This is a genomic window from Kordia antarctica (genome assembly GCF_009901525.1).
Lineage (GTDB): Bacteria > Bacteroidota > Bacteroidia > Flavobacteriales > Flavobacteriaceae > Kordia > Kordia antarctica.
The window spans coordinates 3,885,507-3,907,770 of sequence record NZ_CP019288.1 but is presented as its reverse complement, the minus strand read 5'-3'; the positions used below and the strand labels follow the sequence as shown (position 1 = coordinate 3,907,770).

Genomic DNA, 22,264 nt, shown 5'->3' with positions numbered 1-22,264 from the left:
TTTTGTCTGGTAATACAATAAGATCGAGGCAAAAAGTTGAACTTCATCTTGGTAATTTCGATGAGTCAATTGTAAAAATATGGAATTCAGATAGTTTTAGTGGTAAGATTGTCTACTTATTTGATTTGATAATGTTTTGATTTGATGATTTGAAAATGTGTCAATTTGAAAATATCATAATTTAATACTATTGAACATTTTTCATAAACTTATAAACTTTCAAAAAACATTCTTCCGAATTCGACTCATGTGTCGTGACGAAATTCCTAAAAAAGAAGCTAAATAATGTAATGGAACTTCCTTTAATAATTTTGGTTCGTTGCTAAGTAATTTTTGGTAGCGTTCTTCAGGTGTTAAGGTCAATAAATCGATGCGATAATCGTCAATACGGTAAATTTGATTTTCTATTAAATTATAGTAAAATCGATTGAATGCTTTGTTGTTTTTTAGTAAATGTTGAAAGTCTTTTTGAGTAATTACAAACAAATCACAATCGCTAATTGCTTTTATATTTTTGCGTGATGGAATTTTGTGTATAAAGCTTTTTAATGCCGCTGTGGCGGAATTTTTCAATGCGAGATAAGTTGTTTTTTCTTCACCCAAAACCATAATATTATGTTGCAAAATGCCGCTTTCAATAAAACAGAAATATTGACAAACCTTGCCTTCTTCTACAAAAAGTGTATTCTTTTTTAAATGTAAATAATTGAACGCTTCCAAAATCTCAGGAATGGCAGCATTCAAAGAAGCATCTTGAATGATGGTTTTTAAATAGGATTCAAAATTTTTGGTGGAAATGGTCATACATTATAAAGTATGGTTCTAAAATACGAACTATTTTGATTTGTAAAACTTGGGTATTAAAAAAAGATAATAGTTAAATACCATTACCTTTTGATTTCTTATTATATATGCTTAAAAAATATTATTTATTATTCCAACCTTTATCGTATTGACTTCTGTCTCTGTCAACTTTTCTTAGTTGAGAATTAGTTCCAAAAAAATCTAAAAAAGATCCTCCAGGCTTGTACTTTCCGTTCGATTTGTCTGTTTGACCTCTGTTGTGTTCTTTGTTGTTTGCCATGGTGTTAAAGTTTTAATTTTAGCAATATCGCCACTAAAATACTATCAATAATCATTCCGAGATGTTTCGTCAAGCTGAACTTGATTCAGCTTCGCATAACAATACGTATGTTTTTTGTGTGATTCTGAATTGATACTGAATCAAGTTCAGCACATGGTTCAAAATGACGTAAACTAAAAACTAGCTTTTCTAAATAGATTTCGATACAATTTTTCTCCTTTCGTCGAAAAATCACTCAATCTGACGCTTGTAGATTCATTGATGAAAAATTACGTTATAGTTTACAAAGACGTTTCTAACAAGTCTAACAATCCAAGAAGTCTAAGCAAGTCTAAAAATAGTTAAAAATCAACCAAAATTTTGCCAAGTTTGCAACAATGCCTAATTTCCAACATTAAACCAAAACTAGCTATGAAACCTAAATTTTTCCTATTCGTATTTTCTATATTTTTCTTGCAATTTAGTATTGCGCAAACCAATCCTACTTCGGCAGCGAAAGTGCAAGAAGCATTAAATCAGAAAGCAACACTTACACAAAATTCAACTGTAAAAAATATTGAATTTACCAATATTGGACCAACTGTTATGAGTGGTCGTGTGGTAGATTTAGACGTAAATCCAAACAATACTACCGAGTTTTACGTTGCATATGCTTCTGGTGGATTGTGGTACACAAAAAATAACGGAACTACATTTGAACCTGTTTTAGACAGTTCGCCAACACAAAATATTGGAGATATTGCTGTCGATTGGACTTCAAAAACAATTTGGGTAGGAACTGGAGAAAATAACTCTTCTCGTTCTTCATATGCCGGAATCGGAATTTTAAAAAGTACCGACAACGGAAAAAGTTGGGAAAATATGGGCTTGCTCGATTCGCATCATATTAGTAGAATCGTGATTAATCCAAACAATGGAAATGAACTTGTAGTTGCAGTTTTAGGACATTTATATTCAGCAAATGTAGAACGTGGAATTTTCAAAACGACCGATGGCGGAAAAACATGGAACAAAACATTGTTTGTAAATAGCGATACAGGAATTGTAGATGTAGCCGTTGCGCCAAATAACTTCAATGTGCAATATGCTTCTTCTTGGGAACGCGATCGGAAAGCATGGAATTTTGTCGGAAACGGAATTAATTCGGCAATTTATAAAAGTACAGATGCAGGGCAAACGTGGAATAAAATTAATGAGAAATCAGGTTTTCCAGTTGGTGAAGGCGTTGGACGAATTGGATTGGCAGTGTACGATGATGAAACTGTATATGCGTTTCATGACAGTCAATTTAGACGCGAAGACAAAAAGAAAAAAGAGAGCGATTCCAAAGCATTGACAAAAGACGATTTTAAAACAATGTCATCGGAAACGTTTTTAAATTTAACAGATAAGGAACTAAATACCTACTTGAAAACGAATGGTTTTCAGGAAAAATACAGAGCTGAAAACGTAAAGCAATTGTTAAGAAGCGGAACTATTAAACCTGTTGATTTATCGAAATATTTAGAAGATGCAAATTCTTTATTGTTTGATACGCCTGTAATTGGCGCGCAAGTTTTCAAAACTACAAATGGTGGAAAATCTTGGGATAAAACTCACGAAGGTTATTTAGATGATTTGGTATATTCGTATGGATATTACTTCGGGTTGATTCGCGTAAGCCCAAAAAATAAAAATCAAATTTATATTGCAGGTGTTCCAATTTTGAGTTCAGAAGATGGTGGAAAAACATATAAATCGATCAACGGACAAAACGTCCACGTAGATCATCATTCGCTTTGGGTAAATCCAAACAATCCAAATCATTTGATTAACGGAAATGATGGCGGCGTGAATATTTCGTATGATAATGGAGAAAATTGGATTAAGTGTAATACGCCGGCCGTTGGACAGTTTTACGCGATTTACGCAGATGAACAAACACCTTATAAAGTGTATGGCGGATTGCAAGATAATGGCGTTTGGATAGGTTCAAGCAATTATAAAGCGTCTGTAAAATGGCATGAAGAAGGACAATATCCGTACGAGCGAATTATGGGCGGCGACGGAATGCAAGTTCAAGTAGATAAGCGCAATCCGAATATTGTGTATACAGGTTATCAGTTTGGAAATTATTATAGAATTGATCGTGAAAGCGGACAACGAGCTTATATTCAACCGAAACATGAATTAGGCGAATCTCCTTATAGATTTAATTGGCAAACGCCGATTCATTTGTCAGTTCACAATCAAGATATTTTATATTTAGGTGGAAATAAATTACACAGATCGCTCAATAAAGGAGACGATTGGACAACTATTTCAAACGATTTAACGCAAGGTGGAAGAAAAGGAAATGTTGCCTACGGAACGTTGACAAGCATTTCAGAATCGCCTTTTCAATTTGGATTATTATATGTTGGAAGTGACGACGGATTGATTCATGTTACGAAAAATGGCGGTGGCGATTGGCAAAATGTTTCAAACGGATTGCCAAAAGATTTGTGGGTAACGCGCGTTATTGCTTCTTCACACAAAAAAGAACGTGTGTTTATTACCTTAAATGGTTATCGTTGGGACGATTTTACAAGTTATGTGTACATGTCTGATAATTACGGACAAACGTGGAAAAACATTGGAAATTCTGTTCCGAATTCGCCAGTAAATGTGATTAAAGAAGATCCTGAAAACGAAAACGTATTGTATTTAGGAACCGATATTGGCGCGTATGCTTCGTTAGACAAGGGAACTTCGTGGCAACCATTTCAAGGTGGATTGCCGAATGTTGCCGTTCATGATATTGTAGTTCAAAAACAAGCTAAAGACTTGCTTTTAGGAACACATGGACGTTCTATTTATAAAGCAAATATTGCTGTTTTACAACAAGTTGATGAAACTATTAAGAGTAAAGATGTTCATGTTTTTGCAATGAAAAATGTGCGGTATCGTTCATCTTGGGGATCAACTTGGAGCAAATGGTTAGAACCAAATGTTCCGGCTGAACACATTGATTTCCACACGAAAAAAGCTGGGAAATTTACTGCAAAAGTATCAACAGAAGATGATAAAATTGTTCTGAATGAATTTAAAATTGACGCTGACGCGGGATTTAACACATTTACATACGATTTAAGTATCACGTCAAAAGGACGTAAAAAATATGTTGGAATGAATGACGATGTAGAAATTCCAAAAAAGAAAAACGGTGCATATTATTTACCAAAAGGAACATACAGAATTGAAGTTTCTGGAAATGGCGGAAAAGATGTTATGAAATTGGTGATTGAGTAATATAGCATCTCGACTGCGCTCGATAAAACGAAATGAAAGATACCTAAATGCAAAAAAAACAAAAACTCTATTTCCTTTCGGGAACAATGTGTACAGCGCAATTGTGGGATTTTGTTTGTGACGAATTACCACGTTTTGAATGTGTTTTTATTGATACAACTTCGGCAAATTCTTTTAATGAGATAGATGCTTTGTTGAATGAAACTCTTGAAGAAAACGCATGTGTAGTTGCGTTTTCGATGGGCGCATATTCGGCGATGCATTTTGCGGTTTCTAATCCAAATAGGATTGAAAAAATGATCATGATTGCAGCTTCTGCAAATGGTTTGGACGCAAAAGAGTTGCAACTCCGAAAAAGCACAATTCATTTTCTAGAGAAACATACTTATAAAGGAATTTCCAATGCGCGTGCATTGCAGTTTTTACATCCGAAGAATCATCAAAATAACGAATTGATTCAAGTTATTAAAGACATGGATGCTGAGTTGGGAAAAGAGGTTTTGATTAGACAACTGAAAGCAACTTCACTACGAGTAGATTTAACCCACGAGTTGAAAAATATAGAAACTAAAATTCACATTATCGCTTCAAAAGAAGATGCTTTGGTCAATATTAATCATGTAAAAAACACACAACAACGTTTACCAAAAGCTACGATTACAGTGTTGAAAAATTGCGGACATATGATTCCGTTAGAAATGCCTGATTTGGTAAGAAACACCATTCTTCAATTTTTTATATAAATTTATCCTTCACTCATTCAAAAAGGTAGTTCACGCATTCTAACTTTCACTATTGAAAACTCCGTCGTATTTTTGGAAACCTAAAATACGCTAACATGAAATTTCTTTTTTTGAGCTGCTTTTTATGGATCATCACATTTGCAAATGCGCAACCTGGAGATCAATTCGCAATGCGTAAAAGTCAATTGCTAAAAATTGAAAAAGCGTTGCAAAATGATCCAAATAATGTGTCACTTATTTGGGAACGTTTGGAACTCACTTTCGATCCTCATTTTAATTTATATGCAAAAGGAAAAACCTTTGAAGGATTTCAACAGCGCGGTTTTGAATATCCATATTATATTTTGGAAGACTTAAATTATTTGATTGCGAATCAAATTTCTATTAAGATTAAAATGAAAACTATTTCCTTAGCTAATTTTTATTTTAAAAGAGGACAACTTTTTTACGTAACAGGATATCGTGAATATGCTTTGGATGATTATCTAGTTGCATTGAAACATAATCCCGCTTATAAATTAAAGCAAGAAATATCTTTGTCAATCGCGGCATATTACTACAACACAGGCGAAAATTATTCACTGGAGAATTATGAAATAGCATTGTTTTATATAGATTTAGTCACACCGAAAGAAGATATTAATAAACCATTCGTTTATGAAAAATATAGCAACAGAAGTAGCGATTATTTTCAGACAGAAAAAATACAATTGTTAAAAGCTTCTCGACAAGAAGAACGTTTGGTTACGTATTTGAAATGTATTGCAAAAAATGATTTACTCTTTTTTGAAAAGGAGCAAAAAAGATCACAAAAACATCAACAAAGTCATTCATATACAATTAAAAAATCGTTACAATATGGATTGGACAAATTGTATGAAATTGCAGTTTATTTTTATGAAACAGGTAATTATAAAAAAGCAAAAGAGATTATAGAAAAAGTCATTCCTTTTATCCCAAAAAACACATATGGACACTATTTTGAAACGTATGCATACGGAAGGTATTTTGTGTTGCTATCAAAGATTTATGGTACAAACGAGTATGAAAATGTTTCATTAGAAATCGAAAATTTACTCGAAGGATTTGGAGATCCAACGCAAGGATTATCTGAAAAAGCAGCCAAACAATATGAACGATTGGAAGTACTTTTAGCGTTATATCCGTATGAAGCTAAGTTGCATCTAGCGAAAGCTATTTATCTCAGAAAAATAAAATATAATGGCGGATATAGAAAGCCTGCCGGCAATCCGTTTGAATCTTTACAACAATGCGAAGAATTAGGTTTACAAGACTATCGAATTCCATATTTGAGAGCTCTATTATTAAGAGAAGAAAAAAGGTATGCCGAAGCTTTGGTTGAGATTAATAAAGCGCAACTTTTGTGTTCAGGATATGTGAATGTGTATGGCTTAAAATTATATCTTTTACAGAATGTGGATATAATTGATGAAGCAGCAATACAGCAAACAAAATCATTATTAGAAGCTTCCAAAAAGCAAGAAAAAGTGAATGTGCCTTCTATTTTGGAGATGATTCATGCGATCTGAATAGCAAATGATTATATATTGTGAAAAACTGGTTCTTATTTGTTGGTGTAACAAATAAGAAACTTTGTTGTCTATTAAATAGCATTCAAAAAACAATATATCATGAAATCAAAATTACTTTTAGTCCTCGCTTTAGGAATATTCACAATTTCTTGTGTGTCAATTAGAGCAAAATCTGAGGTAACTGTTGTAAAAAAAGCAACATACATTCCTGTAGATCAAGAATTATACAACACTATTGTAGACTTAGACAAACGCTTTTTTGACGCATACAATACCTGCGATTTAGAAACTCAAAACGAATTACTTTCAGAAGACATTGAGTTTTTTCATGATAAAGGCGGATTATCAACTTCTAAAACGCAAATTATGGAAGCGATGAAAAATAACATCTGCGGAAAAGTTACCCGAACACTAATCGATGGAACTGTTGAAGTGTATCCAATTGCAGGTTATGGTGCTGTGCAAATGGGCGAACACAAGTTTTATAATAATCAAGAACCGAGTGCGAAATCCATTCCGAGTAAGTTTGTTACTATCTGGAAAAACGACAATGGAAATTGGCAAATGACACGGATTGTTAGTACGCATAAGAATTGAGTGTTACTCTTGCGATGTGCAATAGAAGCTTTCATTAAGAAAATTACTTTTTATTAAGTGTATTTGATTTAGCACATTAAAAACCAAAATTACCCTTTAAATAATGTTAAAAACTAATAATTCCCTTTCGAAATTAGTTTTATCTAAAAAATGATGAATAAATAAAATTCATATTGAAAACCTTTCTCAGAAAACTCACCCAAATCACCAACTCACACAATATTCTCAACCAACTAAAACAAAATCAAGCGATTAAAAGCATTTTAATGTATCTTTAGGTAACTAAACCTACCTAAATGTTACATTGGAATTTATATAACACAACCATATTTATTGGCGCAATCGGGCTTTTAGTTTTGGTGCTTTATCGCATATTCACTAAAAAAATACAGGACAAAACCACGCGTTATTTCAATTGGTTTCTCATCATTACAGCAGTTGCAATTCTACAATATATTTCGTTTGACATTGGCTTTACCCGAAAATACAGAGTGCTCGCATTATTGGTAACTCCGTTCGAATTTTTGGCACCAGTTATCTTTACAGCGTTTACTTGCGCGTATCTTCAAAAAGAAAAACTCTTCAAAAAATACAAATATTATTTACTTATTCCGTTTGCGGCATTCTTTTTAATTTACACAGTTGTGAAGATCAATGTTTTTGTGGATTATGCTATTTTATCCCGAGAAACGGTTGGAAATATTCGTATGGAATGGAATGAAAATTTAGCACTATTATTCACATTTGTCATTGGAGTTTGGAATTACAGCAGCATCAAAAAATACGAAAAAGACTTAGGCAAAATGTCATATGATTTTGTACTTCGTAAAACGAAATGGTTAAAAAATATGTACATGACGTTAATTCTATTAAGTGTTTTTTGGTTGCTAACACTTTTATACATAAAAACCAATGTCAATGTTAGTGGAAACGATACCTATTATCCGTTGTGGATTGCGTATTTGGCGTGTTATTATGTGTTTTATATGAAAAGTATCTCGCATTTACAGTACATTCAAAAAGAAAAAGTAGACGAACAAACGGCTTTTAATCTATCTAGTTTGGATGAATTATTTGAACCTTCGGCTTTAGCTGTTTTACAGAGAAACCAATCGCAAGTCATTGCAATTTTAAGTTATTTTGCAACGTCATTATTCGAAATAAACAAAACAAAAGAAGTGCTGTGGGATATTTTAGAAAACTGTATTTCCAAATTACAATTAGAAGATTGTGTGTTGTATCTGTTGGATGAAAAAAAACAAGTTTTACACCAAGAAGCTGCTTTTGGAAATAAAAAACAAGATGGATTTGAAATACACGAACCCAAAGAAATCCCTGTTGGAAAAGGAATCGTAGGAAGTGTTGCCAAAACGGGAAACTACGAACTCATCAAAGATACGCGCAAAGACAAGCGTTATATTGTAGATGATAAAGCGCGATTGTCTGAATTGGCAGTTCCGATTTATGTAGAAGGGAAATTAAAAGGTGTGTTGGATGCGGAACATTCTCAGTGTAATTTCTTTACAGAAAATCATTTGTATCTATTTCAACTCATTGCAAAATTGACAGAAAAGAAGTTGCTTCAATTACAACTGAAAAAAGGGTTGAGTATTTCGGATGATAATTGCTATTACAAAGAAGTTTGCTCATTAATGAAAGAAAAAAAACGCTATCGAAACCCTGAAATAAAACTCAGTACCCTTTCTCAAGAGATTAATATTAGTGCAAATTATCTTTCGCAAGTAATCAATGCATTAAGCGGACAAAACTTTTCCGATTTTGTAAATAGTTACCGAATCAAAGAAGTAAAATTAAAATTATCGCATCCTGCGTTTATAGAATATCCTGTATTGTCCATTGGATTAGAAGCTGGATTCAATTCAAAGTCTGCTTTTTACAATTCTTTCAAAAAACACACAGGAATGTCACCCACGACCTTTCGGGAAAAACACCCATACAAGTCCCAATTCCTTTAGTTTCAACAATTCGGGACACTTGAAACCTTTGTCAACACTAGGTTTGCATCGTTATAAATTTTAAAAATCAAAATGATGAATACAAAAACTAAATTGGCATTATGGGGAATGATACTCTTAGTTGCATTTTCCTTTGCAGGAACAAAAAAAGGCGAGAGCGCCAAAAACGAAGCAACACTATTTGCTCCGAAAACCCCGAGTGATTACGCAGCGCGCCATGCACTTTCGTCAGCGCAATATCAAACGGAAGTCACCAATTTTCACAATGCAGGTTACAAACTAACTTATGTGGATGGTTATTATGTAAACGGAAAAATAAAATTTGCAGCTCTATGGAAAAAAGGAGAAACATCGACCTTAATTCTACGTCATAATCTAACATCAGATCAATACCAAAACGAGGTAACAAAAAATCATAAAAATGGCTATCGCTTAATTCATGTTGATGGATATTCTGATGGAAATAAAGATCGGTATGCAGCTATTTGGAACAAACAAAGCACCAGCGGATTGCGAGCGCGTCACCGAATGACCGGAACAGAATATACTGCCGAATTTCAAAAGAATAAACAAGATGGCTTCCGTTTGGTACACATTAGCGGTTACGGAGTTAACGGGAAAGCATACTATGCTGGTATTTGGCAAAAAGCAAGTTCTTTAGGAGTTGTAACACGTCATGGATTAACGAGCAAACAATACCAAGAAACGGTTGCAACCTATTGGAAACAAGGTTATCATGTAGCACAGGTTGACAGTTATGATGTGCAAAATAAAGTCTACTACGCCTGCATTCTGGAAAAAGGGCTTGGACAATTTAGTGCGCGTCATGACATGAATCCTAAAAATTATCAATTAGAAGTGGAGAATCATTACTATCAAGGATATGTGCCAATTTCGGTAAGCGGACACGATGCAGGAAATGAGGCAGGTTATGCAGCAGCTTTTAAAAATGTAACGACTTGGAAAAGTAGTGATATAAACCAATTGGACGCTAAAATTAGCAAAGTAATGAAAGAGTACAAGCTTCCGTCAGTGGCTATCGGAATTGTAAAAGATGGAAAACTAGTCTACGCAAAAGGATATGGTTATGGAAATAAAGAAGATAAAATAATTGCGTCTGCAACGAGTCAATATCGATTGGCAAGTATTTCAAAACCTATCACAGCAGTCGCTATTATGAAATTGGTAGAACAGAAAAAATTAAAACTAAATGATAAGGTTTTTGGGAAGAATAAAATTCTAGGGGAAAAGTATGGTACCAAACAATACAATGCGCGCGAAAAAGCAATTACAGTAAAACAATTATTAATGCATACAGCTGGTGGAGATTCATGGGATAACAACACAACTCCAGAAGATAAAGATGCTTTGGGCGATCCTATGTCGCTTAGAACAAAAGAGAGTTTTAACAAACTAATTAAAAGAGTCTTAGATAACACAAACCCAACGCACAAACCAGGATCTTACTGGCAGTATTCTAACTTTGGATATTGTCTTCTAGGAAGAATTATTGAAGTGAAAACAGGAATGAGTTATGAAAAATATGTACGAAAGCATATTTTAAAACCATGCAATATCACAGACATGAAAATTGGCGCATTGGAAAAAAAGAAACGTGCGTACAGAGAAGTTGTTTATTATTCAAAAGATAAACCGTATGAATTACAAATGAATAAAATGGACAGTCATGGCGGTTGGATTGCTTCTGCGGTAGACATGATGCGATTCATAGTTCATGTAGATGGTGATCCTTCAAAAAAAGATATTCTCAAAAAAACTACGGTAACTAAAATGGCTACAAAATCAGCTGTAAGTGGAAACTATGCAAAAGGTTGGACAGTAGTTGGTAGCACTTGGACACATGGCGGCGTAATGACAGGAACAAATACATTGCTTAAAAAGAAAGGGAATGGAATTAGTTATATCATCTTAACAAACTTTAGAGAAAGTGATAAAGAATCGCACAGAAATGATTTAGAAAAAGCAATGGAAGATGGAATTAAAGCAATTAAATTTTGGCCAAACTTAGATTTATTTTAACGAAACTCTGTTTTGAAAAACCTTTTTAGGTGAATTCAAAACTGTAAGTTGAGTTAACTCCGCTGAAGAGCGGAGTCTAATCTAAATATAGTATTAGAAATGTTGAAGCATTCTCATGCTTGATTTGCCACTGCACGGAAAGCGATTTCTGTGTGGTGGTTTTTTCTCTTACTATAATTACGAATATGAAAATTATAATGAGTTAAAAGTAACGCTGTATGAGATACAATTAATCATCTTTAAAAATTAACTTTGAAATTCATAAACACTTTAAAAACTATGGACTGGATATACAATATTAAAGATCCACTTGTGGAAACCATGCTAGGAAGTTTACTGCTATTTATAGTTGTTATTTTATTAACCAGAATAATTGGTTTGCGTTCTTTTGCGAAGTTTACAGCTTATGATTTTGCGTTTACAATTGCCATTGGAAGCATTTTATCTTCTACATTAACATCAAGCACAACCATAGTTCATGGTTCAGTTGCAATTGCTAGTCTTTTGGGATTAACGTATATTTTTTCAACCTTACAGAAAAAATTTCCAGCGTTGAGTTCGGCTATCTCAAATAAGCCATTATTATTAATGAAAGGAAGCGAAATATTAGATGAAAATCTAAAAAAAGCACGAATTGAAAAATCTCAATTAATGGCGAAACTCCGTGAAGCAAACGTGTCACAATTCAGTCAAGTGCTGGCGGTTGTTTTAGAATCTACAGGAGCTATTTCTGTGTTGCACAAATCTTCAGATAGTGAACAAAAGGTAGATTCTGAAATATTAGAAGGAGTTCGAGAAACACCTTAATTTTATTATCAATCCAAAATATAAACATTCAAAGATTTCGGCTTTTCAATATTTTGAGATAATGACAAGTGAAAATCAACAATGAAAGCATTCAAAATACTACATTTTGTAGTACTTGATGTCTAACTAAATCATTATTTTTAAGGAAACTAACTGTTTCTTCCGTGAAAAAAACCATCACAAGTATTTTCTGTGTCTTTTGTTGTTGCTTTGTACACGCGCAATATTGGACTAAGCAACATTTTACTGTTGAAAATGGTTTGCCCGATAATTACGTGTTTGCTTTTGAGAAGTTTCAAGAAGAAATTTATGTGGCAACTGATGGCGGTTTGGTTACGTTTGATGGCATTCATTTCAAGATTCGCAATAAAAAAGAAATTCGGTATCCTGTTTCATTACTCAATAAAAACGATGAAACTTTATATATTGGTTCTTGGTTAGACGGTATTTTATCAATAGAAAATGAAGAAATTAAAAATGTATATCCTGCGCGGATCAACAGAATTCTGAAATACAAAAATAAGTGTCTTATTTATAATACATATCAACGTTTTGCGCTGTTAAGTTTTAACGCTGCAAACAAAATTGATACGATTATCAATTGGGAAAAAGTCAATAAAAATAGACGTATTGCTATCGATACTTCTTCTATTTACATAAGTGAAGGAAAAACGGTTTCTGCGTATAACTGGAAAGGCACAAAAGAAGAAACATTTCAGTACGAAACAACCTCAACAATTGAAGCTATTAATAGTATTGAGAATTTTCTATTTTTTGGCGATCGTGAAGGGAATTTAACGTGGTCTGCAAAAGATGATCTTTCGCAAAACAGCACACATACATTTGAAAAACCGTATACAATTACGCGGATTGTTCCTTACAAAAAACAACAAATTTTAGTGCAACTAAAACATCGTGCAGAATATAATAGTATTTATAAAATTACTTTTGACGAATCGCACTCAAAAATCACCAACATTGAAACCTTATTAACTATTAAAAACGGTATCAGCGAAATTTTCGTCGATCAAGAAACCATTTATATTGCTACGTATGGCAACGGATTTTACAAACTATTTCCGTCATTCATAAAATCGTACCAAAAGACTGATTATCAAATTCCTATTGCAAAATTTAGTTATGAAAATGATGCAGGAAATATGGTTTTTGCAACGGAAAATGTTTCGTATACACTTCAAGAAAAAGATACATTTGTGCAACAAAAAAACCCGTTTCGACTTAATACAATTTTTGAATTTGACAACAAACGCTATTTCTCTTCTCATGACAATTTGTATGACGAATCGCTAAAAAAAATTACAGCTTCACGAGTTGATAATATTATTTTCGCTGAAAAGAATGACACCATATTTCATTCTAAATATTGGTTTAGTCGATATCATAATGGCGCTCGAGAAAACATTTTTTGCACTCAATATAGTGCGCAGGATAAAAAAATAAATGCGGGAATTTATTTTAACAACTTCATCTATATCGGAACACAAAATGGTGTCAAAAAATTCATGAAAAACAATGTCGATATTTGGGAACGAATTCCAGATACTACACTGCAGAATTTCTTCGCTCAAAAAGTAATTAAAAATATTATTCAACACAAAAATGAACTCGTTATTGCAACGCCATATGAAGTATTTACATACAATCAAAAAGAAATAAAACCATTACTTTTTACAGAAGATGACATTTATATCAACGCAACTTTTGTAGATACTAAAGATCGAATTTACATAGGAACCAACAAAGGATTTTGGATACTTACAGATTCATATACGTTTCATTTTAATAGCAAAAACGGTACAAATTCCGATAATATTTACAGTTTCTATCAAGATAAAAAAGGAATTATTTGGAGTGTTTCTGGAAATGGAATTATGGAGTTCAATCCAGATTTAATAGATATTACACTACCACCAAGAATTGAAATTTACAAAAAACACATTCAGAATGATTACGTGCAAATTCACTTTAAAAGTTTTGTAGACCATTTTCCAGAAGCCGTACTTTTTGAATACAAAATAAATGATGCTAACTGGAAAAAATTACAATTTACACAACTCGAAATGAGCAACTTAAAGCCTGGAAATTACAGCGTTTCTTTTCGTGGAAAACATATGAATAGCAATTGGTCAATTCCTGAGACGTTTCAATTCAAAATTCAACCAAAATGGTATCAAATTACTATTATCAAGGTTTTTATTTTCATTGCAATTGTGTGTCTGCTGTTAGGATTTTTATGGAATCGCTTGCGCGTGATAAAACGCAGAAATGAACTATTATCAAACGAAATAAATCAGCGTATTTTTTTAGAACATAAAGTAGCACATCTTCGCGAAGAAATAGCGCGTGATTTTCATGATGAAATCGGAAACAAAATTGCTTCAGTCATTGCGTTATCTAACAATTTAAAACTCAGTAGAAAAGTAGCTTCGCCCAAAATTGACAAAATTTCGTCGCTTTCCAAAGAAATATATCACACCGCTAAAGACTTTGTTTGGTCATTAAATCCTAAAAATAATAACATAGAAAGTTTGTGTAAATATCTACGTGATTATGGCGAAAATTTCTTCGATCTTTTTGATGAAATAGACTTTTTGTATCTTGAAGTAGACATCGTTCCAATTGACATATCGTATGTGAAAAGTAGAAATATCATTTTGGCTTACAAAGAAATCTTGGCTAATATTATAAAACATTCGCACGCGACAAAAGTTGTTTTCAAAGCCAATTTGGACAATTATATATTTACCATACAAATTCAAGATAACGGCATCGGAATTGACAAAATTACGGCAACCAACGGAAACGGATTGAAAAACATTCAGAAACGCATGGAAATGATTCATGCCGAAATGCGTGTTGAAAAATCAGCAGGCGTATTTTACACATTTACACTCAATTTAAAAGAAGAACTTTACAACACCGACGAATTATGAAAAAATACATTTCCATCATTGAAGACAATACTATTTTCAGAGAAAATATTGCTGCGTACATTCAACAATTAGACGGTTATTTTCTATTAGGCGCGTACGGTTGTTTTGAAACTGCTTTGGAAGATTTTAAATCAGGAAATCACGCAGATATTGTATTAATGGATATTGGTTTACCTGGCATAAACGGAATTGACGGCACAAAAATCATTAAACAACAATTCCCAAAAACTGAACTTATTATTGTCACCGTTTTTGAAGATAGCAATATGGTTTTTGAAGCTTTAAAAGCTGGCGCATGCGGATATTTAACCAAAAGTTTAGGTTTGCCAGAACTCAATAAAGCTTTGGGAGATTTAAAAAAAGGTGGCGCGCCAATGAGTAATAAAATTGCGAAAATGGTGGTGGAATCTTTTCAGCTAAATCATCAAGATACTACGTTGTCCAAACGTGAAAAAGAAGTGTTGACGCTTCTCGCGAAAGGCAAAACATATAGCACAATTGCAGAAGAATTATTTGTGTCTAAAACGACAGTCAGAACACACATTCGAAACATTTACCAGAAATTGCATGTCAATTCAAAAGCAGAAGCGATACAATTGGCAAACGAGAAAAAGATGATATAAAAACTCACAGCATACGCGTTATAAACCTAAAAAATTATACGTTGTAAACTGTGAGCTTTATTTTGCAAAACCAAATGTTTAGCACATCATAGAAACACAACCTACATTGCATCGTGTTAATGTTTCAAAAGTCCCACAAACGCCAACACACGATCTATTACAAGTTCGACAAGTTAAAAAAGCTATAGTACTTCTTGCAACACCACCAGAAACCTCGTCTGTTGTTAAATTAGAAACTAATTGTTTCTTTAAGTTGAGTCCTGTTTTTAAATTTTGTTTTTTCATGATTTATAAGTTTTTGATTCATTTCAAAACTACTTCAAACAAAAGCATGCTAAGTCCTACAAATTGTATGATTTTTCATAAAAAACATTCTATTTTTCTCAAAATCAGCTAAAATGTTAAGTTTCTTGTATCATCATCTCACATTTGATACCTTAGCAATTGCTATGAAATTTAATTATTACGCATATATCTTATTTGTGTTTTTACTCGCTTCCTGCAAAAACGAACCGTACGAAGAAATTCCTGTGGAAGAAGCTGGCGAGTTTAGCAATGTGCGTCTTGAATTTACAATTCCTTCCAACTTTCCGCCATTAATTTATGATGTGGAAGGAAATGCACCAACCGAAACAGGTTTTGAACTCGGAAGACGTTTATTTTACGAAGGTAGAATGGCTTCTGATAATGTGGTTGCTTGCGGATTTTGCCACATTCAAGAGTTTGCTTTTACACATCACACACATATTATAAGTCACGGAGTTGATGGCGCTTTGGGAAGCAGAAACGCGCAACCGTTGCACAATTTGGCGTTTCAGAACGAATTTACTTGGGACGGCGCAGCAATGCATTTAGACTTGCAACCAATTATTCCGATTACGAATGAATTGGAAATGAACGAGACATTTACAAACGTAATCGCAAAATTACAATCACATCCAGAGTATCCACGATTGTTTCGTGAAGCATTTGAAAATGGTGAAATTAACTCAGAAAATATCTTAAAAGCATTGTCCCAATTTATGATTATGATGGTTTCTTCCAATAGTAAATACGATAAATTCCGTCGTAATGAAGGAAACGTAACCTTAACGGCAAACGAAGCGCAAGGAATGGAATTGTTCGGTCAAAAATGTGCTTCTTGTCATGCAACTGATTTATTTACAGATCAATCATATCGCAATAACGGTTTGGCAATCGATTCAGAATTCAACGATATTGGACGCGCACGTGTTACAGGACTTTCGGAAGATAATTACAAATTCAAAGTGCCAAATTTGCGAAATATTGAAGTTACCTTTCCATATATGCACGACGGACGTTTTCAAAATTTAGAACAAGTTTTGGAACATTACCGAAGCGGAATTTCGGATACTGAAAACTTAGATGATATTTTCCGTCAAGCGGATGGAACACTCGGAATTCCTATGACCAATGAAGAAAAAGCACGCATTATTGATTTCCTCAAAACACTAACGGACGCTGATTTTGTTTTTGATGAGCGGTTTTCGGAGTTTTAAATTAGACCAAAAAAAATAGTAATTAAGATGAAACGTACATTTCTACTTAATTACTATTTTTAAATTTCTTGTGATCAACTATTTCTTATCTGATTACTTTTTAATAAACTTAATAGCGTTGCTATTTTCAAATTTCAAAAAGTATAAACCATTCGTTAAGGAACTAACATTTATTTCTTCATTATTACCGATACTTCCACTGTTTATGACAGCTCCAATTGTGTTATAAATTGTATAATTTTCTATTGAAGTCAATCCGTTAACTTTTAAAACATTAGTTGCTGGGTTTGGGTACAAACTAAATTCATTTCCAGCAGTAAAAGTAGCAACTGACAAAGTTCCATTATCAACACTATTAGCCCAGTTAGAACAAGTTCCCATTCTGGCAAAGTTAAAGATGTTTGTATGCGAACCACTATTTGAATAATCTAATATGATAGAAGTCCAGCTATTATCTGCTTCAGGAGTTGTTCCATCAGCAAATCTATAATTTAAAATCAAATCACTAGGAGCCGTTGCAACCGCTTGGTTTTTATTGGCTGCAATTTCAGCGATTGTTCTTACCGAATTCCAGACTCTTACTTCATCAAAAGCACCTGAAAAATAGGAATTATAATATTCCGAACCGCCTACTCTAGCACTTACGGAATCATCGAATACAGGTGTAAATCCTCCCGTTAAGGTAGCTTCTAAAGTAGCATCAATATATAATTTAATTTGAGAATTACTTGCATTATATGTAAATGCTATATGATGCCAATTAGCATCATTTATTACTGTTGTGCCAGTAACAGTAGACCAACTATTCAAATTATTTGCTATTCCAGCCACTACAGTACCTGTAGCTGTACGCTCAATAAAGTATCCTTTTCTTATTGTTGAATTACTATGTTTTGAAAAATAATGTTTTCCTACTCCATTGTCATCTCTCGTCCAAAATTCAATCGTAAAACTGTTATTATCTGAGTTTGTACCGAGTACTCCATTTCCGCTGTTTGGAATATTAAAAAAATCATCTACTCCATCATAACACAATGCTGGATCTATAGCTTGTGCATGTACGTTTATTGCACTGATAAAAAATAAGGCTACTAAAATGTAAATTTGTTTCATGCTTTTAAAGTTTTTTAATGTTTACTATTTCTAGTAAGGGGATTTTTATTGTTTCGTTTTTTACAATCAAATATGCTTTTTTGATTACGTGACAAATGTATGATACTATTATAATATTTTCTATGTAGAAACTACCTATTTTACTAAACTAGGTAAAAATACTGAGTAGTAATTTCCGCATCAATTATTTCCTCAAAACACGTGCGAATACTGGCTTTGTCAGTGGATATAAATTCTTATAATTTTTAATTTGGGCGCATCGCCAAGAAAATTTGGCATCAGGTGTTTACTGAGTAAAGTCGAAGTGTTATTTGTTGCAATTCTTCGCTCCGCTCTGAGATTTTCACTGCTATCCTTTGCGCGGGTTTTGGGAAATGAAATAGTGTTTAGAATTTGGTCGTAAAAAATATTCTTGTAATTTTAAGAAACTAAACTCAATGCAATTAAAAAAAATTCAAAAGAAAATCAATCAACTAATTTTCATTATTGTTATAACTTCACTAACTGCATGTTTTGGTCAAGAAATCACTATTGAAACTGATACACTTCACATATCAAATCATGGCTGGTTGAGAGAAGTAGCTTTTTTTAAAGATAATTTATACCTACTGTTTAGTACCGATAGAAAAAATACAACTGGAACATTCAAATCAATGAAAATTTATGATAGCAATGGTAAATTTATTGAAAATGTATTTTTGTCAAAAGAAGCAGTTTCCATGTTTTATTGCGACTTAAGAGTAAATGACAAACGCTTATACATGGTGCAAGAACATGCATTTGAAAAACAAACTTTTCTGCTTGAAAAATTCGTGGCTGATTTTAATAAAATACCAAAAAAAGATATTAATATTTATGAAGATGCTGACTTCATTATTTATCCTAATTGCAATGGAGAATGGGGCGCTTCAATCTATTTTAAGGATAAAAAAGACAACAAAGTATATGAATTTGCTTCTTCTTGTAATTTCAATTTCTTAAAAGTAGAACAAGGATATTTATTAACTAATAAACATGAAATTTTAATTATTAAAGACCCAACAAAACTTTATCAATCTAAACTCACATTTGATAGAAGTTATCTTGAAAAAGAAAATCAAGGCGTGGAATCATTTTTTAAATCTGAATTCGAACTATACAAAAGCTTTAGAATGTACGATAAATTGATGGTTATTTACAACGATTCAAAAACTACACATATTGGAGAACTAAAAAACAACACGTTGACATCAGTGTATCGTTTTAAGAAACCTTATAGCTTTTCTAATTGGTTTACGGACAATAACAACAACTCAACTATATTACAAATGTTCACATACGAAAGTTTAGATTACTTTGGTTATAAAGGATTTGAGATGAAAGGCGTATTCTTAATAAGTGATGGGAAATTTAAAATGTATCACTTAAAATAATTTCTTAACGAATGTTTTTCAAACTTAAAGTTTCGTTATTCTTTCTAATTTGCTTTTTTATTTTCAGAATAGGTGGCTCAATTATCATCAAAAAAAATCAAAAAATTTCACTTAAAGCACAATTCTAAATTAGTTGAGAAAGCATTCTATGTTTTTAAATTCCACACAATCTCACCAAAAAATCAATCAAAATTCTCTTATCAACAAATTCTATCATGTTATATGTTATATAAATGTTAGGTTTCTTCAATAAAAGCGGCAAATAGCATATCTTTGCATATTGAAATAAATAGAATAAAAAATGATAACAGTTTCAGAAACAGCCCGTAAAAAAGTAGTCGAACTCATGACAGATGACGGTTTTGACGCAATCAACGATTATGTTCGTGTAGGCGTAAAAAGTGGCGGATGTTCCGGACTCTCGTACGATCTTACATTTGATAAAAGTCACGCAGTAGAAGATAAAATTTTTGAAGACAATGGCGTCAAAATTATTGTAGATAAAAAAAGCTTTTTATATCTCGTAGGAACCACACTAGAATTTTCTGGTGGATTGAACGGAAAAGGTTTTGTATTCAATAACCCAAATGCACAACGAACTTGTGGTTGCGGAGAATCGTTTTCTTTGTAATGTTTGTTCAAAGTTCTATGTTTAAAGTTCAAGGTTAAATGGCAACTATAAAACAGTTTGAAGATTTAGAAATTTGGAAACTATCTCGAATACTTTGTCAAAACATCTTTGAAATTGCAAAACAAAGTGATTTAAAAACCGACTACAAGCTTTACAATCAAATTAATTCTTCTTCAGGTTCCGTTATGGACAACATTGCCGAAGGATTTGAACGAAATGGAAATAGAGAATTTATACAATTCTTATCAATTGCAAAAGCTTCTTGTGGCGAAACAAGATCGCAATTGTATAGAGTTGTAGATAGAAAATATATTACAAGTGAAACTTTTGAAACATTACAAACAGCAACACTTGTATTAAGTAAAAAAATAAGCGCATTTATAAATTATTTGTCAAAAAGTGAAATGAAAGGTAGCAAATACAAGAGTAAGCAACCTTAAATATTGAACTTTAAACTTTGAACAAAAAAGAAAGAATGAGTAAGTATACCGAAGAAGAATTACAGAAAGAGCTCGAAACGAAAGAATACGAGTACGGGTTTTATACAGATATTGAAAGTGATACATTTCCCATTGGACTTAATGAAGATATTGTGAAAGCAATTTCTAAAAAGAAAAATGAACCAAAATGGATGACTGATTGGCGTTTAGAAGCGTTTAAAGTTTGGTCAGAAATGGAAGAACCAGCTTGGGCAAATGTAAACTACACAAAACCCGATTTTCAAGCAATCTCGTATTATTCAGCTCCTAAAAAAGCAGATCCAAATAAAACAATGGACGATGTAGATCCTGAGTTATTGGAAATGTACAGAAAATTAGGAATCTCTATTGATGAGCAGAAAAAAATGCAAGGTGTCGCTATTGATATTGTAGTCGATTCAGTTTCTGTGGCAACAACATTCAAAAAGACATTAGCAGAAAAAGGAATTATTTTCTGCCCTATCTCTGAAGCAATTCAAGAACATCCTGAATTAGTCAAAAAATATATGGGAACTATTGTTCCTACCAAAGATAACTTCTATGCGGCATTAAATTCGGCGGTTTTCACAGATGGTTCATTCTGTTACATTCCAAAAGGCGTTCGTTGTCCGATGGAATTATCAACGTATTTCCGAATCAATCAAGCTGGGACAGGTCAATTTGAGCGTACGCTTTTAATTGCTGATGAAGGAAGTTATGTAAGTTATTTAGAAGGTTGTACAGCGCCATCGCGAGATGAAAACCAATTGCATGCGGCTGTTGTAGAACTCATTGCAATGGATGATGCAGAAATTAAATATTCTACAGTTCAAAACTGGTATCCAGGAAACGCTGAAGGAAAAGGTGGTGTTTTTAATTTTGTAACCAAAAGAGGATTGTGTGAAAAGAATGCGAAAATCTCTTGGACACAAGTAGAAACAGGTTCGGCAGTAACATGGAAATATCCAAGTTGTATTTTGAAAGGTGACAATTCGGTTGGGGAATTTTACTCAATTGCTGTCACAAACAATTATCAACAAGCGGATACAGGAACTAAGATGATTCATCTTGGAAAAAATACCAGAAGTACAATTATTTCCAAAGGTATTTCTGCTGGAAAATCACAAAACAGTTATAGAGGTTTAGTACAAGTTGCTTCAAAAGCAGATAATGCGCGTAACTTTTCTCAATGTGATTCTCTATTGATGGGAAACAAATGTGGCGCACACACATTTCCATATATTGAAGTAAAAAACAAATCTGCACAAATAGAACATGAAGCAACGACAAGTAAAATTGGAGAAGATCAAATTTTCTATTGCAACCAACGTGGAATTAATACCGAAAAAGCAATTGCCTTAATTGTAAACGGTTTCAGTAAAGATGTGTTGAACAAGTTGCCAATGGAATTTGCCGTAGAAGCACAAAAATTATTAGAAATTTCATTAGAAGGTTCGGTAGGATAATCAATCACACAAATACA

At 32.9% G+C, this 22,264-nt stretch carries 18 protein-coding genes; 14 read left to right on the top strand and 4 right to left on the bottom strand.

The window, feature by feature from the left end:
* Positions 1-219 precede the first annotated feature (219 nt).
* Both IMCC3317_RS16220 and IMCC3317_RS16215 read right to left on the bottom strand, forming a co-directional pair.
* Positions 220-804, bottom strand: coding sequence for a Crp/Fnr family transcriptional regulator (locus tag IMCC3317_RS16220; RefSeq protein WP_160130539.1), 585 nt, complete (start codon positions 802-804; stop codon positions 220-222).
* A gap of 121 nt (positions 805-925) precedes the next feature.
* Complete coding sequence (locus IMCC3317_RS16215; RefSeq protein ID WP_160130538.1) at positions 926-1,084, bottom strand: hypothetical protein; 159 nt, start codon at positions 1,082-1,084, stop codon at positions 926-928.
* Positions 1,085-1,495: 411 nt separating this feature from the next.
* On the opposite strand from IMCC3317_RS16215, the gene IMCC3317_RS16210 reads away from it, so the two are divergent.
* The 9 genes from IMCC3317_RS16210 to IMCC3317_RS16170 all read left to right on the top strand — a co-directional run bounded on the left by IMCC3317_RS16210 (position 1,496) and on the right by IMCC3317_RS16170 (position 15,647).
* Positions 1,496-4,354: a WD40/YVTN/BNR-like repeat-containing protein gene (locus tag IMCC3317_RS16210; protein ID WP_160130537.1), complete on the top strand. Its 2,859-nt coding sequence runs from the start codon at positions 1,496-1,498 to the stop codon at positions 4,352-4,354.
* Positions 4,355-4,401: 47 nt separating this feature from the next.
* Positions 4,402-5,097, top strand: coding sequence for an alpha/beta fold hydrolase (locus IMCC3317_RS16205; RefSeq protein WP_160130536.1), 696 nt, complete (start codon positions 4,402-4,404; stop codon positions 5,095-5,097).
* A gap of 95 nt (positions 5,098-5,192) precedes the next feature.
* Positions 5,193-6,647, top strand: a complete 1,455-nt coding sequence (locus IMCC3317_RS16200) for a hypothetical protein (RefSeq protein WP_160130535.1) — start codon at positions 5,193-5,195, stop codon at positions 6,645-6,647.
* Positions 6,648-6,749: 102 nt separating this feature from the next.
* A complete protein-coding gene (locus IMCC3317_RS16195) occupies positions 6,750-7,247 on the top strand; it encodes a nuclear transport factor 2 family protein (protein WP_160130534.1) in 498 nt (165 codons plus the stop codon).
* 296 nt (positions 7,248-7,543) lie between these two features.
* On the top strand, positions 7,544-9,223 hold the full coding sequence (locus IMCC3317_RS16190) for a helix-turn-helix domain-containing protein (protein WP_160130533.1): 1,680 nt from the start codon (positions 7,544-7,546) through the stop codon (positions 9,221-9,223).
* A gap of 75 nt (positions 9,224-9,298) precedes the next feature.
* On the top strand, positions 9,299-11,263 hold the full coding sequence (locus IMCC3317_RS16185) for a serine hydrolase (protein WP_160130532.1): 1,965 nt from the start codon (positions 9,299-9,301) through the stop codon (positions 11,261-11,263).
* Positions 11,264-11,542: 279 nt separating this feature from the next.
* Positions 11,543-12,070, top strand: coding sequence for a DUF421 domain-containing protein (locus tag IMCC3317_RS16180; RefSeq protein WP_160130531.1), 528 nt, complete (start codon positions 11,543-11,545; stop codon positions 12,068-12,070).
* Between the two features lie 164 nt (positions 12,071-12,234).
* Positions 12,235-15,024 carry a sensor histidine kinase gene (locus IMCC3317_RS16175; RefSeq protein ID WP_160130530.1) on the top strand — a complete coding sequence of 930 codons (2,790 nt, stop codon included), beginning with the start codon at positions 12,235-12,237 and terminating at the stop codon, positions 15,022-15,024.
* Positions 15,021-15,647: a response regulator transcription factor gene (locus IMCC3317_RS16170; RefSeq protein WP_160130529.1), complete on the top strand. Its 627-nt coding sequence runs from the start codon at positions 15,021-15,023 to the stop codon at positions 15,645-15,647. Before IMCC3317_RS16175 ends, IMCC3317_RS16170 begins: the two co-directional genes overlap by 4 nt.
* Positions 15,648-15,725: 78 nt before the next feature.
* Here IMCC3317_RS16170 and IMCC3317_RS16165 read toward each other — a convergent pair whose 3' ends face one another.
* On the bottom strand, positions 15,726-15,932 hold the full coding sequence (locus IMCC3317_RS16165; protein ID WP_160130528.1) for a hypothetical protein: 207 nt from the start codon (positions 15,930-15,932) through the stop codon (positions 15,726-15,728).
* 164 nt (positions 15,933-16,096) lie between these two features.
* Here IMCC3317_RS16165 and IMCC3317_RS16160 point away from each other — a divergent pair, with 164 nt between their 5' ends.
* Positions 16,097-17,167 carry a cytochrome-c peroxidase gene (locus IMCC3317_RS16160; RefSeq protein WP_160131942.1) on the top strand — a complete coding sequence of 357 codons (1,071 nt, stop codon included), beginning with the start codon at positions 16,097-16,099 and terminating at the stop codon, positions 17,165-17,167.
* Between the two features lie 93 nt (positions 17,168-17,260).
* Here IMCC3317_RS16160 and IMCC3317_RS16155 read toward each other — a convergent pair whose 3' ends face one another.
* Entirely contained in the window at positions 17,261-18,280 is a 1,020-nt protein-coding gene (locus IMCC3317_RS16155) for a LamG-like jellyroll fold domain-containing protein (protein WP_160130527.1), read from the bottom strand.
* A 437-nt stretch (positions 18,281-18,717) separates the two neighbouring features.
* Between IMCC3317_RS16155 and IMCC3317_RS16150 the strand changes: the two genes are divergently transcribed.
* The 4 genes from IMCC3317_RS16150 (at position 18,718) to sufB (ending at position 22,247) form a co-directional block, all read left to right on the top strand.
* Entirely contained in the window at positions 18,718-19,692 is a 975-nt protein-coding gene (locus tag IMCC3317_RS16150) for a hypothetical protein (protein ID WP_160130526.1), read from the top strand.
* 301 nt (positions 19,693-19,993) lie between these two features.
* Positions 19,994-20,323, top strand: a complete 330-nt coding sequence (locus IMCC3317_RS16145; protein ID WP_160130525.1) for a HesB/IscA family protein — start codon at positions 19,994-19,996, stop codon at positions 20,321-20,323.
* A 38-nt stretch (positions 20,324-20,361) separates the two neighbouring features.
* Entirely contained in the window at positions 20,362-20,763 is a 402-nt protein-coding gene (locus tag IMCC3317_RS16140) for a four helix bundle protein (RefSeq protein WP_160130524.1), read from the top strand.
* A gap of 35 nt (positions 20,764-20,798) precedes the next feature.
* Positions 20,799-22,247: a Fe-S cluster assembly protein SufB gene (gene sufB / locus IMCC3317_RS16135; protein ID WP_160130523.1), complete on the top strand. Its 1,449-nt coding sequence runs from the start codon at positions 20,799-20,801 to the stop codon at positions 22,245-22,247.
* The last annotated feature ends 17 nt before the right edge of the window (positions 22,248-22,264 follow it).